The organism is Streptomyces deccanensis, assembly GCF_022385335.1.
Classification (GTDB): Bacteria; Actinomycetota; Actinomycetes; order Streptomycetales; family Streptomycetaceae; genus Streptomyces; species Streptomyces deccanensis.
This window is the reverse complement of the sequence record NZ_CP092431.1, coordinates 531,864-546,173: the sequence shown is the minus strand read 5'-3', so window position 1 is coordinate 546,173 and position 14,310 is coordinate 531,864. Positions and strand designations below refer to the sequence as shown.

Annotated in this window: 14 protein-coding genes; 9 read left to right on the top strand and 5 right to left on the bottom strand. The window is 72.0% G+C overall.

The window, feature by feature from the left end:
- Positions 1-36 precede the first annotated feature (36 nt).
- The 3 genes from L3078_RS02490 to L3078_RS02480 all read left to right on the top strand — a co-directional run bounded on the left by L3078_RS02490 (position 37) and on the right by L3078_RS02480 (position 3,062).
- The gene (locus tag L3078_RS02490) at positions 37-1,113 is read left to right on the top strand and encodes an adenosine deaminase (protein WP_239750334.1); all 1,077 of its coding nucleotides are present in this window, start codon (positions 37-39) and stop codon (positions 1,111-1,113) included.
- Positions 1,114-1,461: 348 nt separating this feature from the next.
- Positions 1,462-2,292, top strand: a complete 831-nt coding sequence (locus L3078_RS02485; RefSeq protein WP_239750333.1) for a hypothetical protein — start codon at positions 1,462-1,464, stop codon at positions 2,290-2,292.
- Positions 2,293-2,456: 164 nt separating this feature from the next.
- Positions 2,457-3,062 carry a hypothetical protein gene (locus L3078_RS02480; protein WP_239750332.1) on the top strand — a complete coding sequence of 202 codons (606 nt, stop codon included), beginning with the start codon at positions 2,457-2,459 and terminating at the stop codon, positions 3,060-3,062.
- 181 nt (positions 3,063-3,243) lie between these two features.
- Here the strand turns inward: L3078_RS02480 and L3078_RS02475 are convergent, their stop codons facing one another.
- Both L3078_RS02475 and L3078_RS02470 read right to left on the bottom strand, forming a co-directional pair.
- Positions 3,244-3,750 (bottom strand): mycothiol transferase, encoded by a 507-nt coding sequence (locus tag L3078_RS02475; RefSeq protein ID WP_239750331.1) that lies wholly within the window; start codon positions 3,748-3,750, stop codon positions 3,244-3,246.
- Positions 3,751-3,851: 101 nt separating this feature from the next.
- Positions 3,852-4,472, bottom strand: a complete 621-nt coding sequence (locus tag L3078_RS02470) for a hypothetical protein (RefSeq protein ID WP_239750330.1) — start codon at positions 4,470-4,472, stop codon at positions 3,852-3,854.
- Between the two features lie 247 nt (positions 4,473-4,719).
- On the opposite strand from L3078_RS02470, the gene L3078_RS02465 reads away from it, so the two are divergent.
- Positions 4,720-6,258: a transcriptional regulator gene (locus L3078_RS02465; protein ID WP_239750329.1), complete on the top strand. Its 1,539-nt coding sequence runs from the start codon at positions 4,720-4,722 to the stop codon at positions 6,256-6,258.
- Here L3078_RS02465 and L3078_RS02460 read toward each other — a convergent pair.
- On the bottom strand, positions 6,248-7,153 hold the full coding sequence (locus L3078_RS02460; RefSeq protein WP_239750328.1) for a LysR family transcriptional regulator: 906 nt from the start codon (positions 7,151-7,153) through the stop codon (positions 6,248-6,250). The genes L3078_RS02465 and L3078_RS02460 overlap by 11 nt on opposite strands.
- A 128-nt stretch (positions 7,154-7,281) precedes the next feature.
- Here L3078_RS02460 and mgrA point away from each other — a divergent pair, with 128 nt between their 5' ends.
- The 5 genes from mgrA to L3078_RS02435 all read left to right on the top strand — a co-directional run bounded on the left by mgrA (position 7,282) and on the right by L3078_RS02435 (position 13,293).
- On the top strand, positions 7,282-8,280 hold the full coding sequence (gene mgrA / locus L3078_RS02455; protein WP_275593116.1) for an L-glyceraldehyde 3-phosphate reductase: 999 nt from the start codon (positions 7,282-7,284) through the stop codon (positions 8,278-8,280).
- A 487-nt stretch (positions 8,281-8,767) separates the two neighbouring features.
- Positions 8,768-9,178 carry a hypothetical protein gene (locus L3078_RS02450; protein WP_239750327.1) on the top strand — a complete coding sequence of 137 codons (411 nt, stop codon included), beginning with the start codon at positions 8,768-8,770 and terminating at the stop codon, positions 9,176-9,178.
- Positions 9,179-9,253: 75 nt separating this feature from the next.
- Positions 9,254-11,578, top strand: coding sequence for an FHA domain-containing protein (locus L3078_RS02445; RefSeq protein ID WP_239750325.1), 2,325 nt, complete (start codon positions 9,254-9,256; stop codon positions 11,576-11,578).
- A gap of 4 nt (positions 11,579-11,582) precedes the next feature.
- The gene (locus L3078_RS02440) at positions 11,583-12,296 is read left to right on the top strand and encodes a hypothetical protein (protein ID WP_239750324.1); all 714 of its coding nucleotides are present in this window, start codon (positions 11,583-11,585) and stop codon (positions 12,294-12,296) included.
- A complete protein-coding gene (locus L3078_RS02435) occupies positions 12,289-13,293 on the top strand; it encodes a serine/threonine-protein kinase (protein WP_239750323.1) in 1,005 nt (334 codons plus the stop codon). The genes L3078_RS02440 and L3078_RS02435 overlap by 8 nt, the downstream gene beginning before the upstream one ends.
- Here L3078_RS02435 and L3078_RS02430 read toward each other — a convergent pair.
- Positions 13,265-13,729: an RpiB/LacA/LacB family sugar-phosphate isomerase gene (locus L3078_RS02430; protein WP_239750322.1), complete on the bottom strand. Its 465-nt coding sequence runs from the start codon at positions 13,727-13,729 to the stop codon at positions 13,265-13,267. The two genes, L3078_RS02435 and L3078_RS02430, sit on opposite strands and share 29 nt — an antisense overlap.
- 32 nt (positions 13,730-13,761) lie before the next feature.
- Positions 13,762-14,217, bottom strand: a complete 456-nt coding sequence (locus L3078_RS02425) for a MarR family winged helix-turn-helix transcriptional regulator (RefSeq protein ID WP_239750321.1) — start codon at positions 14,215-14,217, stop codon at positions 13,762-13,764.
- Between the last annotated feature and the right edge of the window lie 93 nt (positions 14,218-14,310).

Sequence of the window (14,310 nt, the reverse complement as noted above, 5' to 3'; positions counted from 1 at the left end):
CCACCCCACCGCACCACCTGCCGAGGAACGAACGCCATGAGTGCTACGCGCATAGATGCCGATGTGATCCGCCGCCTCCCCAAGGCCGTCCTGCACGACCACCTCGACGGCGGTCTGCGCCCCGCCACGCTCGTGGAGCTCGCGGCGGAGGTCGGCCACACCCTTCCGGAGACCGACCCGGAGGGCCTCGCCGCCTGGTTCTACGAGGCGGCCAACTCCGGTGACCTGGTGCGGTACATAGCCACGTTCGAGCACACCCTCGCGGTGCTGCAGACCCGCGAGGGCCTGCTGCGCGCGGCCGAGGAGTACGTCCTCGACCTGGCCGCGGACGGGGTCGTCTACGGCGAGGTCCGCTACGCGCCCGAGCTGAACGTCAACGGCGGGCTGACGATGGCGGAGGTCGTCGAGACCGTGCAGGAGGGCCTGGCCGCCGGCATGGCCAAGGCGGCGGCCCAGGGCACCCCGGTCCGCGTCGGCACGCTGCTGTGCGGGATGCGGATGTTCGACCGCGTCCGCGAGGCCGCCGACCTGGCCGTGGCCTTCCGGGACGCCGGGGTCGTCGGCTTCGACATCGCTGGCGCCGAGGACGGCTTCCCGCCCGCCGACCACCTGGCCGCCTTCGAGCACCTGCGCCGGGAGAGCGTCCCCTTCACCATCCACGCCGGCGAGGCCCACGGCCTGCCCAGCATCCACCAGGCCCTCCAGGTGTGCGGCGCCCAGCGCGTCGGCCACGGCGTGCGCATCACCGAGGACATCGTGGACGGCAAGCTCGGCCGGCTCGCGGGCTGGGTCCGCGATCGCCGTATCGCCCTGGAGATGTGCCCCACGTCCAACCTCCAGACCGGCGCGGCCACCTCCATCGCCGACCACCCGATCACGGCCCTGCGGGACCTCGGCTTCCGCGTCACCCTCAACACCGACAACCGGCTGGTCTCCGGCACCACCATGACCCGCGAGATGTCCCTGCTCGTCGACGAGGCCGACTGGACCCTCGACGACCTGCGCACGGTCACGGTGAACGCGGTGAAGAGCGCCTTCATCCCGTTCGACGAGCGCAACGCCCTCATCGAGAACGTGGTACTCCCGGGTTACGCGGCGGCGTCCGACCGCTGAGCCGCTCCCGCACGACGGTCGGCCTGAACTGACGGACCTGCACCGCTTCCTGGACGAAGCGGGGCCACGTCTCGGCCGACCGTCGTCGGTGCACTGATCACGACTGCCTCCACGCGCACACGACGGATGAGGCGATCGCGGCGCGTCCGCCGGGCGCGTCGTGGCATGGCCGTCCCGAACGACGGCCGCTTCCCAAGTCCGGACGTGATCATTCAGCAACAGGATCCACTTTGCGCTGGAGACCCTAGCGTGCGAACCCGTCGCCGATGTCGGAAAGCCTCGATCTCCCACGGGGGCGGCCCACTCCGGAGCACGCTACGGCTTTCGTCGTCCACGTCGGAGCCGCCTGTGCGCTGCCAGCCCCCGTCCCTCGAAGTCGGGACGATCGCCGAGCTCTATTCTCAACTCTCCGGAGTGCTGGCCGGGTTCGCGCTGGCGGCCGTGTTCATCGTCATCTCCCACTTCCTCGGCGAGGCCGCGCCGACCGGCCGCCGAGAACAGGCACTCGGTCAGGCGCTTCCCGCCCTCCTCGCCGCCCTGCTTGGGCTGGTCTTCAGTTCTCTGACCTACTGCATCGTCGCGGCCGACGGACGCAACCCCGGCCGGGCGCTGTTCGAGCACGTTGTGGCCGGCGTCGGCTTCTCGGTCGCCGGAGCGCTGCTCATTTTCGCCGCCGTCCTGCTGATCGAGGGCGTGCTGCCGTACGACCCTGTCCACTATGCCCGGCGCCTGCTCGGTCAGTGCGCGCCCTTGCCGATCTTCGCGCTCCTGTGCGACGGGGCGTACGCCTATGGCAAGGCGTACCACGGAGGAAGAGCCCCCGACTGGCTGGGTGTGATGATCCTGGTGTTGCTGTCGTTGGTGCTCGTTGTCTCCGTCGTGGGGTTCGCCGCCTACGGCCGTTCGGGTCTGGACGGGATCCGGGTGGCCGGCGGCGGGGCCGTTCGGGCGACCGCAGTGGGCGGGCTCTTGGTCGTGACCGTCTGCCTGTTGAGCGTGGTGACGACGATGGGGGTCGCCGGGGAAGGCTGTTCGGTGCCCATCGCTGTCGTGGTCGCCGTGCTGCTCGGCGGATTCCTCACGGCTGTCGGGCTCTGCGTGTGGCTCTTCGTCACCCGCCCTGCCCGGCCCGTCGTCCCGGCCCCGGCCCCCAGGACAGCTCCCGTCGGCCCTGTCTGACCTGGAGCCGACGGGTCCGGCATCCAGGCCCCCGTGCAGGACACCGACGGGACACCGGTTCCACACGAGTATGACGCTGCCCGCCGTCGCGCAGACACCGGCTCGGCAAGGGCTGCTGACGGCAGGTGCGCAAGCGCCCACGGCTCACTGGCAGACTGCGGGCCATGAAGCAGCCGGCCCATCTGCCCTTGACTCCGCGGCCCGTGCCACCGCTCCGCGGAGACGAGTCAGTCATCGGCGTTCCGGACGTGACGGTGGTCGACTTCTGGCGGTTCGCCATGCCTGACCTTCGTATGAACAACACCCGCGGTCTGTTCGCCGAATTCCTGGTTCATCAGGCAGTCGGCTCCCATGAGCCCCGTGTGGAATGGGCCAGCCACGACGTCGAAACCGACGACGGCCTGCGCATCGAAGTCAAGGCCGGCGCCTACCTGCAGGCCTGGGAGCAGCGCACGCCGTCTCACATCCGCTTCAGTGGGCTCCGCGCTCGCACGTGGTCACCCGATCGCGGCTACTCGGAGGAGAAGTCGTACAACGCCGACGTCTACGTTTTCGCCGTTCAGGTCGCCCGTGAACACGCGGTCTACGAACCACTCGACACCGCTCAGTGGGAGTTCTATGTACTCTCCCTCCCAGTGGTGGCCACCCTGGACTCGGACAGTGTCAGTCTGAGCGCGGTTCGCGCGGCGGCTGGTCTGCCGGTGTCCTTTGCCGCCCTCAACGACCGCATCAGGTCGGCCGACCCCCGCCCCGGTACGGCTGGCGGCTGACGAGCGCCCGCCGACCGCGGCGGCCGGGCGGTGTCGGGGGGCCAGGTCGGCGCGTGTATCTCCTGCTCCGGGAGGTCGATGCCCCGCAGGTCCCCCGTCGGCACCGTGGCGTCCGCGGGGCCGAATTCACCCACGAGCCTTGCGGATCTCCTGGACCCCGCACCCGCCCTTCGGGGCCGTCCTAGCTTCCGAGCAGCCCCCGTACGTACGCCGCCTGGCCGGTGTGTTGGAGGTCGTCGGCCAGGACGCTGATCAGGCGTACGCCGAGGGTGACGGCCGGGGCCCATCGCTCGTCCACGACGCGGTCGAGGTCGTCGGGGGTGAGGCCCCGGACGTACTCCACAGTCTGGGCGTGCACGGCGTCGAAGTAGCCGGTCAGCAGGTCGGCCGAGTCGACCCGCACCGCGGCGACCTGCTCCGGGTCGTGCCCGTAGCCCGTGTCCCGGGGCGGCAGCGCGAGTCCGAAGCGTTTCTCCCAGCCCTGGGACAGCCAGACCTGGTCGAGCCCGGCGGCGTCGGCCACATGGTCGTCCTGGATCCGGGTGAGATGCCAGACCAGCCAGGCGACGGAGTTGGCCTCGGGCGCGGGGCGGTCGTGCAGCTGCGCCGGGGACAGGCCGTCCACTGCCGCGTGGACCTCCTCCTTGATCCGGCCGTACGCGTCGATGAGAACGTCCTTCACATCCATACGTCCACCATCGAGCATCGGGCCCGCGCCCGCACCGTCCCCGCCCCCCCAGCGGGGGTTCCCGCAGCGCCGGTCCCCCGATCCGGCGCTGCGGGACCCGGTCAGTGGAGCTTGTTGACGGCGGTGGTCGTCGTCTTCTTGAAGGCCTTGACCGGCGCGCCCTTGAAGCCGCCCATCTGCCCCCAGTCCACGACCGTGACGGTCCTGCCGTCCCGGCCCACCGACAGGAGCCGGATGTCCATGGCACCCCAGGAGGTGACCGTGGCCACGCCGTGGACGCGGGCGCCCTCCTCGACGGGCAGCGTCCCGAGGTCCCGGTACTCGGCCTCGACGTCCGGGTCGGAGGATTCGCTCACACAGTCGCGGAAGTCCTTGTTCAGCCGCTTGGCGAGCGCCTTGGCCTTGCTGTCGCTGCCGGTGACGACGACCGTCTGCCTGGCACTGGTCTCCAGGTCCGTCCGGAAGGAGCGGTGGTTGACGTCGTACGCCAGGAACGCGTCGCCCAGGCAGTACTGGAGCTCCTCCGGGACGCCGTCCTCGATCTTGCCCGCCGTCCAGGAGGACGAGGGGTGCGGCGGGAGCTCGGAGGCCGACAGGTACTTCGGTGCGCCGCCCGCCTTCGCGGCGGCGGCCGGAACGGCGCCGGCGGCGAGCGCGGCGCCCGCGGTGAGGCCCGCCACGACGAGTGCGGTGAGCGTGCGGGCTCGGGTGTGCCTGGGCATGGGTGTCCCCCGTGAAACGAGTACGCCGGATGCGTACGTGGATGAGTGAGTGGTGCCGCTTCGCCGCCGACGCCGGATGGTCCGTCCGGCCCTGGTCGGGGCGACACCAAGAGCATCGGCCGTCACCGGGAGCGAGCGCAACGGCGGACGGCGGATCCGCGGCCATGGAACCATCCCAGCCCCGCTGACGTGCATGTACGGGGAGTGCCTGGGATGCCGTCCCGGGACGGGGAGGACGTGGAGAACAGTGTCGGCAGTACCGGACGACGTGCGGGAGTTCGCGGCGGCGCTCACGCGCCTCAAGGAACGCACGGACCGCAGCTACGGGCAGTTGGCCCGCCGCCTCAACATGAACACCTCGACGCTGCACCGCTACTGCGCGGGCGACACCGTCCCGCTCGACTTCGCGCCCGTCGAACGCTTCGCCGCGCTCTGCGGAGCGACGGCGGAGGAACGGCTCGAACTGCACCGCCTGTGGCTGCCTGCGGTGGCGGCGCGACAGAGGGCGCGTACGGGTGGGGGAGGGGCCGGTACGTCGACGGCAGGGGTTGTTGGGTCGGTTGGGCCTGCTGGGACTGTTGGTCCCGCTGCACTGGCTGGCCCCGCCGAGCAGGCAGGGTCCGACGAGTCGAGCGAATCCGACGAGTCGAGCGAGTCCGTTGAGCCGGTCGAGCCCGGCGAGTCGGTCGAGCTTGCCGATGCCGAAGAGTCGGCCGAGCCCACTGCCCCGGCCGAGCCTGCCGACCCGGCCGAGTCCAGTGAACTGGCCGAGTCCACTGACCCGGTCGCCCCCGTCGCGGCTGGCGAGTCGGGCGGCACGCGCGCGTCGGCGCCGCCGGCCCGTCGCCCCTGGCACCGTCGTCGGCGCACCCTGGTCAGCGCGGCCGTCGGCGCGGTGCTCGTCGCGACGCTGGGCAGTCTCGCCGCGTTGCCGTCCGGCAGGCCCCCGGCCGACACGGGCGCACAGGGGGGCGAACCGACGCCGTCCCGGACGACATCGGCGGCGCAGCGGCCGTCGGCGGCTCCCACGAGCCCGACCCCCGCACCGGGCACCGGCGGCTCGAAGAGCCCTTCGGGCACACCCTCGCCCTCGCCCACCGAACCCGGGAGCGGCCCCTCGACGAAGGACGACGACGACACCGCCGAGCGGAAGCCCTCCGCCACCGGCGTGCCCCTCACCTGGACGGTGAACTCCCAGCTCTGGGCCTCCGGCTGCGGTCATGACTACGTTGTCGCCAAACCGCCCAAGGAGGTGCCCCCGCCACCGGCGCCGCAGGACGCGGAGGTCTGGGCCGCGACGCAGCGGGGGGTGCACGGCCGGAACACGATCGTGGAGATCACGGTCCAGGGGCGGAAGTCCACGGCCGTCGTGCTGAACGCGCTGCGGGTCCGCGTCGTCGGGCGCACGACTCCCGTCGAGGGCAACTCCTACGTGATGGGCGGGGGCTGCGGCGGACGGGTCACGCCCCGGTACTTCGACGTGGACCTCGACAAGGACCGGCCGATCGCCCGCTCGGTGGACGGCGCCGACCTGGACGTCCGGATCCCCGCCGTGCGGTTTCCGTACAGCGTGTCGGCCACGGACCCGGAGGTGCTGAAGGTCTCCGCCGAGACCGAGACCTGTGACTGCAGTTGGTACCTGGAGCTGGACTGGTCCTCCGAGGGCCGTACCGGCACGGTCCGGATCGACGACGGCGGCAGCCCGTTCCGTACGAGCGCGGTCAAGGGGCTGCCGCGCTACGAGTACGACACCGTGAACCGCGGGTGGGTGCCCGTCACCGACTGACCTCAGGAGACCCCGGCGGCGGGTCGAGGAGTTCCATCAGGGCGCGCGCCGCCGGGCTCATGGCCTGCGGGGGCGGCAGCAGGGCGACCGTCTCGTACACGGTCCCGCCGCCGCCCTCGACGTCGAGCGCGACGAGCGAGTCGCGCTTGTGCCGGAAGTGTCGGGGGACGACGGCGACGCAGAGGTTCTCCTCGACGAGTTCCAGCAGGCTGTGCACGTCGTTGACCTCCAGGGCGACCGTCCGGCGGACACCGGCGGCGGCGAACACCGCGTCGGTGGTCCGGCGCGGGCCCCAGTCCGGGTGGAAGTCGACGAAGACCTCGCCGCCCAGCTCCTCCGGGGTCACCGCGGAGCCCGCGGCGGCGAGGTGATGGCTGGGATGGCACAGGACCGTCATCGGCTCGCCGGACAGCGGGACGACGCGCAGCTGGTCGGTGTCCTTCTGCGCGGCCCGCACGGCGAACGCGAGGTCGAGGCGGCCGCTCGCGACCTCCTCGGCCAGCGCGCCCGAGCCCGCCTGCCGCAGACAGATCTCCACATCCGGATGACGGCGGCGGAACGACGCCAGCAGCCCCGCGACGTTCAGCCCGGCCACACACTGCTCGAACCCCACCGCCAGCATGCCCCGCAGGACGCCCTGCACGGCGGCCACCGCCTCTCGCGCCGACCGCACCTGTGCGAGGATCCGCTCCGCCTCGCTCAGCAGTGCCCGTCCGGCGGGGGTGAGCGTCACCCTGCGGGTCGTCCGCACGAACAGCGGCGTCTGCAGCTCGCGCTCCAGGGCCCGGACGGAGGCGGACAGGCCCGACTGGGAGACCAGCAGCCGTTCGGCGGCCCGGGTGAAGTGCTCCTCCTCGGCGACCGCGACGAAGTGCTGGAGATGACGGAGTTCCATGACTGAGAAGCGTAGGCGCTGAATCTGATCGGATTCTTCTGTTGGACCAATGCCCCCAGGTCGCGAAAGAGTGGACCCCGGTTCTCAGGGACCCCGGCCCCCCCCGTGCCAACCTCTCAGGAGTCGCGTTGTACACCGCACACCCCGACCGCTACGCGGACATGCCCTACCGGCGCACCGGACGCAGCGGCCTCAGGCTTCCCGCGCTCTCGCTCGGCCTGTGGCACAACTTCGGCCCCGACCGTTCCGTCGAGACGCAGCGCGCGATCCTGCGCCGCGCCTTCGACCTGGGCGTCACCCACTTCGACCTGGCCAACAACTACGGCCCGCCGCCCGGCTCCGCCGAAGCCGCCCTCGGCGAGGCCCTCAAGGACGACTTCGCCCCGTACCGCGACGAACTGGTCATCTCCACCAAGGCCGGCTATCTGATGTGGCCCGGCCCGTACGGCGAGTGGGGCTCGCGCAAGTACGTGCTCTCCTCGCTCGACCAGAGCCTGAAGCGCATGGGCCTGGACTACGTCGACATCTTCTACTCGCACCGCCCCGACCCGGAGACTCCGCTGGAGGAGACGATGGGCGCGCTGCACTCGGCGGTCCAGCAGGGCAAGGCGCTGTACGTCGGCGTCTCCAACTACTCCGCCGAGCAGACCCGCGAGGCCGCCCGCATCCTCGGCGAGCTGGGCACCCCGCTCCTCATCCACCAGCCGCGCTACTCGATGCTCGACCGGCGCCCCGAGAGCGAGGGCCTGCTCGACGCCCTCGACGAACTGCAGGTCGGCTCCATCGTCTTCTCCCCCCTGGAGCAGGGCCTGCTGACCTCCCGCTACCTCGACGGCATCCCGGAGGGCTCCCGCGCGGCGAGCGACAGCCCCTTCCTCAACTCCGACGCCGTCACCGAGGACCTGGTGGGCAGGCTCCGCGCGCTGGACGAGGTCGCCAAGTCGCGCGGCCAGACCCTGGCCCAGCTCGCCCTGGCCTGGACGCTGCGCGGCGGCCGGGTCACCTCCGCCCTCGTCGGCGCGAGCAGCGCCCGTCAGATCGAGGACAGCGTCGGCGCCATCGCCCGCCTCGACTTCGAGGCGGACGAGCTGGCCCGCATCGACGCCATCATCGAGGGCAAGGGCTAGCCCCCTCGTCCGCCTCGGTCATCTGCGGGCGCGTGGGGGCTGGTCGCGCAGTTCCCCGCGCCCCTGAAAAGCAGGGGCCCCGCCCCGTGCTTTTCGGCCCGGAGGGCCGTAGGTCCGTTCCGTTGAACGCTCCGCCGAGGCCATACGTATGGGACGGAGGCGATCGGGTCCGGAGCTCCCCCTCCGCTCCCCATGCCCCCAGAAGCCCCGCTCAGCGGGCCCTTCGCAGTGTTTCGGCCAACCGCGCCCTCGCATATGCCAGGAGACTGGCCGAATTGGCATGGTGACAGAGGGTCAGGAGTGGCGATACTCGACTGACAGGGCGATTGAGTCATGAACGAACGCGCACCCATGCGCGCTCTTCACGTCACTGTGCGTGACGTTCTTGTCGCCAGAGGTGCACGACCAGCAAGTCTGCGAGGCGAGAGCAAGTCCGCGCGGCGTGTCGGGCCGCGCGGGGTCGGCGGTGCGATCGGGGGAGCGAAGCGTGCACGACGAATTCCTGTGCCATGTCACCGCGTACGGCTGGTGCGGCGGTCAGCGCGTCGGCGTGCCCCTCGGAACCTATCGCGCCCCCACCCTGGCCCTGGCGCTGTGGTGGATGCGCGACCGTGCGTTATGGATCGCCGAACGCCTCGACCCACGACCCGAGAACCCGAACTTCCCCCCGAACGCGGTCGTCCCGGTCGCCGACACCGTACCCGACGTACCGAGCCAGCTGCGCGCCTGGTCCGCCGACGACGCTCAACAGGTCCTGGTCGCCGAGGAGTTGGCCGCCGGGAATCTGGTGCGGATCGCCACCAACGACGACACCACGGAGTACGAACTGCTCGCGGAGTCCGTCGACGCCGTCCGCATGCAGCGCATCGCCCAGAGAATCGCCGCCCCCGCAGCCTGAGCGGGGGGCCTGCTCTCCGGGCCTCGCCGTAGCGGCCGGGCGCGCATATCGGGACGCATCGGTAGAATTTTCGGCATGGCAGAGCGGTCGATCGCGTCGACTGCGCCCGCACTCGTGCTGGAGACCGAGTCGGGCTCCACCGTGCTGGCCCCGTCCCACGCCTACCACGTGGGCCGCGACCCGCTCAGCGACGTCGTCCTCGACGACGACCGGGTCTCCTGGCACCACGCGGTGCTCCGGGCCCAGGCCGACCACTGGACCATCGAGGACGAGCACAGCACCAACGGCACGTACGCCGACGGCCACCGCGTCCACGAGTGGGACGTCGGCCCCGGCACGGTCATCCACTTCGGGAGCCTCCCCGACGGCCCCCGCGCGGTGCTCACCGGCCTCGCCCCCGAGCGGCCCTCCGGCATCCACCGCCCCGCCACCACCGGCACCTTCCGGCAGCCCACCAGCGTCCACCCGCTGCCCGAGCGGACCGTCCACATCGGCCGCGCCGCCGACAACGACCTGGTCATCGACGACCTCGTCGTCTCCCGCCGGCACGCCGAGCTACGGGCGCGGCCGGAGGGCACGTACGAGATCGTCGACCTCGGCAGCCACAACGGCACCTACCTCAACGGCACCCCCGTCGACCGTGCCCCGGTCACTCCCGGTGACATCGTCGGCATCGGTCACTCCGCGTTCTGCCTGGTCGGCGACGAACTCCAGGAGTACGTCGACACCGGGGAGGTCTCCCTCGACGTCCAGGAACTCACCGTCGCCGTCGACCGCGGCCGGAAGACGCTGCTGGACGGGGTGTCGTTTCCGGTCGGCGAGAAATGCCTCCTCGCCGTCGTCGGCCCGAGCGGAGCCGGCAAGTCCACCCTCCTGAACGCCCTCACCGGACAGCGCCCCGCCGACAGCGGCAGCGTCCTCTACGACGGCCGCGACCTCTACCGCGACTACGCCGAACTGCGCCAGCGCATCGGCCTGGTCCCGCAGGACGACATCCTGCACGCCCAGCTGACCGTGCGCAGGGCCCTGTCCTACGCCGCCGAACTCCGCTTCCCCCAGGACACCGCGAAGGCCGAACGGCAGGCCCGCGTCGACGAGGTGATCCGCGAACTGGGCCTCGAACAGCGGGCGGGCCAGCCCATCCACAGCCTCTCCGGCGGCCAGCGCAAACGCGTCAGCGTCGCCCTGGAACTCCTGACCAAGCCCTCCCTGCTCTTCCTGGACGAACCGACCTCCGGGCTCGACCCCGGCATGGACCGGTCCGTGATGCACATGCTGCGCGGCCTCGCCGACGACGGCCGCACCGTCATCGTCGTCACCCACAGCGTCCTCAGCCTCGACGTCTGCGACCGCCTCCTCGTCCTCGCGCCCGGCGGCAGGGTCGCCTACTACGGCCCCCCGGAGGACGCCCTCGCCTTCTTCGGCTTCGAGCAGTGGCCGGAGGCGTTCGAGGCCTTCGAACGGGACCGGGAGCGGGACTGGGCCGAGGAGTACCGCGACTCTCCCTTCCAGCGCCAGTACGTCACCGCCGCCATGGGACAGCCCTACCAGCCCGACGCGGAGCCGGTCGCCGTGGCGCCGCCGCCCAAGCCGCAGAGCTGGGGCGCCCAACTGGGCACCCTGGTCCGCCGGTACGCGGCCGCGCTCGGCGCCGACCGCACCTTCCTCGCCATCATGATCGCGCTGCCGTTCGTGATGGGCGCGATGGCCAGGGCCCTCGCGGGCGGCACCCTGGACCGGGAGACGGCCATGAACGCGCTGCTCATCCTGTGTGTGGGCGGGGTGCTGACGGGGGCGGCGAACGCCGTGCGCGAACTGGTCAAGGAGCGGGTGATCTACCAGCGCGAACGGGCCGTGGGGCTGTCCAGATCCGCGTACCTGATGTCCAAGGTCGTCGTCCTCGGCACGGTCACCGTCCTCCAGGCGATCGTCCTCACCCTGGTCGCGCTGCTCGGCGTCGACCTGGGCGCCCCCGGCGGCGAAGGGGTGCTGATGCCGCCGCTGGTCGAGATCACGATCGCCGTGGCCCTGCTCGCCTTCACCGCGATGATGCTGGGCCTGGTCGTCTCCGCGCTGGTCCGCAAGGAGGAGGTCACCATGCCGCTGCTGGTGCTCCTCGCGATCGTGCAGGTCGTGTTCTGCGGCGCCCTGCTGGACGTGCGCGGCACGATCGTCCTCGAACAGCTGGCCTGGCTGGTGCCGTCGCGGTGGGCGTTCGCCGCGATGGCCGGCACGATCGACCTGGAACGCATCGTCCCCGACACCTCGGACCCGCTGTTCGCGCACTCCGCGGGCGTCTGGCTGCTCGACCTGGGGATGCTCGTCGTCCTGTCCCTGCTCTGCGGCTGGGCCGTCGCCCGGTTGCTGCGCCGCCGTGAGCCCGCGGTGATGCGGAAGTGACGGCATGACGACCCCCGGCTTCCTGCCCACGCATGTCGTCCCGCCGGGCGGCCTGTCCGCCTGGGAGAGCCCCGACCCGGCTCACCCGACCGTGGCCCTCGACGCGCTGCTGCCGGTCCAGCTGCTGGAGCGGCGCGGCGACTGGGGCCATGTCCTGTGCGCCAACGGGTGGTCCGCCTGGGTGGACGGCCGGCTCCTCGTCGCCGTACCGCAGGACCCGCCCGCCGCCGGAGCCGTACCCGCCCGGACGGCCGACCCGCGCCCGCTGCTGGCCCGCGCCGAGGAGGCCCTGACGCGCTACCGCACCGAGGCGGAGGCGCTGGCCGCCGGGCACCGCGACGGGGAGTCGTTCCGCGAGCGTACGAAGGGGCTGCGGATCGGGGTCGTCGTCGACGGCGAGTCGCTGTGGCTGTTCGACGCGGCGCACGAGCGATGGGTGTACTGCGACGGGGCGCGGCTGAACACGTTCGCCGCGGTGGAGGAACCACGCGAGACCCCGGCCGCCCCCCGCTTCGCACCGGCCGCCCCCGCCCCTTCACCGGAACCGACGAGGGTCGTGGGGGAACCGGCACGCGAACAACGCGAACCGGAGGACCGGCGGCCGACCGACTCCCGGCCCGGCGGCACCACCAGGCCGGCCGATCGCGCGCCGGCCGATCGCGCTGCGGGCGAGGGCGAACCCACACGGGTGGTCCCGCCGGTGAGCCGCGATGAGTGAGACACAGCCGTACGCGGGGCGCCCCTCCGAGCTGGTCGGGCGGCGGATCGCCGGCTATCGGGTCGAGCGCGAGATCGGGCGGGGCGGGATGGCCGTCGTCTACCAGGCGAAGGACCTGCGGCTGGAGCGGACGGTCGCGCTGAAGCTCCTCGCCCCGGAGCTGGCCCGCAACGACACCTTCCGGCGCCGTTTCACCCACGAGTCACGGGTCGCCGCCGCGATCGACCACCCCCACATCGTGCCGGTCTTCGAGGCGGGCGAGACCGACGGCGTCCTCTACATCGCCATGCGGTACGTCGCCGGCAGCGATCTGCGGCACCTCCTGGACCGGGAGGGCCCGCTGCCGGTCACGACCGCGACCCGGATCGCCGCCCAGGTCGCCTCCGCGCTCGACGCGGCGCACGACCACGGCCTGGTGCACCGCGACGTGAAGCCCGGCAACATCCTGGTCGCGCGGGGTACGGACAGCGACCACCCCGAGCACGTCTACCTCACCGACTTCGGGCTGACGAAGAAGTCGCTGTCCCTGACCGGCTTCACCACCGTCGGCCAGTTCGTCGGAACCCTCGACTACGTGGCGCCGGAGCAGATCTCGGGCAAGCCGGTCGACGGCCGCTGCGACGTCTACAGCCTCGCCTGTGTCGTCCACGAGACACTCGCCGGCCGACCGCCGTTCCAACGGGACGACGACATGGCCCTGCTGTGGGCCCACCAGTACGACCAGCCGCCCCCGCTGACCGGGACGCGCCCCGATCTGCCGCCCGCGGTGGACGACGTGATGGCGACGGCGCTGGCGAAGTCCCCGGACGACCGGTACGACTCCTGCCTCTCCTTCGTGGCGGCGCTCCGCGCGGCCGGCACGGCACGGGGCTTCCCGCCGGGGCCCGCGCCGACCCGGGCGGTCCCGCCGACCGCGTCCGGACCGCCCGACGCCCCGCCCGAGCCGCCCCGGTGGGCCGCGCCCGTGTTCATCCGGCCCGGCCGTCACCCCGGCTGACGTCGAGCCGCTCGACGTGGGCCACGTTCTCCCGGTCGTCGGCGTCCGTGCCTGCCTCGGCGGCGAACCAGGCGTCCAGGATCTCCTTGAGCAGTGGCTCGGAGGTCAGCCGCAGCCCGATCGCCAGCACGTTGGCGTCGTTCCACCGCCGGGCGCCGTCGGCCGTGTAGGCGTCCGTGCACAGCGCAGCCCGTACGCCCGGCACCTTGTTCGCGGCGATCGACGCGCCCGTGCCGGTCCAGCAGCACACGACAGCCTGGTCGGACGCGCCGGAGGCGACGTCGCGCGCCGCCGCCTCCGAGCAGACGGCCCACCGGGCGTCGTCCCCTTCGCGCAGCGCGCCGTGCGGCACGACGTCGTGGCCCCGGGCACGCAACTCCGCGAGGAGGAGACGCGCGACGGGCTCGTCCATGTCCGAGGAGACGGAGATCCGCATGCTCCCGAGGCTACCCGGGCCCACGGACCCGGCTACGGGCGCGGCCACGGCTTTCCCGCCAACCGCTCGATGCTCGTGTTGAACCGCTCCAGATAGTCGGCGAACCCGGCGATGTCCTCGTCGGACCAGCCCTCCAGGACCATGGCGAGCGTACGGACGTTGCCCTCCCGCTCCTCGTCCAGCCGGCGTTCGCCCTCCTCGGTGATGCGGAACTTCCGCGCGACCCCGCCCTCGGGGTCGAGCGTGTGCTCGACCAGTCCGGCCCGCAACGCGGCGGCGGTCTGCCGGCGCAGGGTGGAGGCGTCCAGGCCGAAGGCGTCGCTCAGCTCGCTGATCGACATCGGTCCCTCGATCCGGATACGGCTGAGGACGATGTACGCGCTGCGCTCCAGCGTGGAGTCCTTGCGGCGCCCCTTGCTCTTGCTCAGGTGCTGGTAGCGCCCGAGCAGCATGTTCTCGTACTCGACCCGGCGCGTCGGCTCTTCCACGGTCGCCTACCTCCTCGTTGCGGACTCCGCCAGGGCGATCTTTCCATCCCGTCCGGCCCGCACCGCCGGGCCGGACGCCCACCCGCGCATGTG

Coding starts and splice junctions, on each gene's coding strand:
- L3078_RS02490 (WP_239750334.1), top strand. CDS start 37: ATGAGTGCTACGCGCATAGATGCCGATGTGATCCGCCGCCTCCCCAAG.
- L3078_RS02480 (WP_239750332.1), top strand. CDS start 2,457: ATGAAGCAGCCGGCCCATCTGCCCTTGACTCCGCGGCCCGTGCCACCG.
- L3078_RS02475 (WP_239750331.1), bottom strand. CDS start 3,750: ATGGATGTGAAGGACGTTCTCATCGACGCGTACGGCCGGATCAAGGAG.
- L3078_RS02470 (WP_239750330.1), bottom strand. CDS start 4,472: ATGCCCAGGCACACCCGAGCCCGCACGCTCACCGCACTCGTCGTGGCG.
- L3078_RS02460 (WP_239750328.1), bottom strand. CDS start 7,153: ATGGAACTCCGTCATCTCCAGCACTTCGTCGCGGTCGCCGAGGAGGAG.
- L3078_RS02445 (WP_239750325.1), top strand. CDS start 9,254: ATGGCAGAGCGGTCGATCGCGTCGACTGCGCCCGCACTCGTGCTGGAG.
- L3078_RS02440 (WP_239750324.1), top strand. CDS start 11,583: ATGACGACCCCCGGCTTCCTGCCCACGCATGTCGTCCCGCCGGGCGGC.
- L3078_RS02435 (WP_239750323.1), top strand. CDS start 12,289: ATGAGTGAGACACAGCCGTACGCGGGGCGCCCCTCCGAGCTGGTCGGG.
- L3078_RS02430 (WP_239750322.1), bottom strand. CDS start 13,729: ATGCGGATCTCCGTCTCCTCGGACATGGACGAGCCCGTCGCGCGTCTC.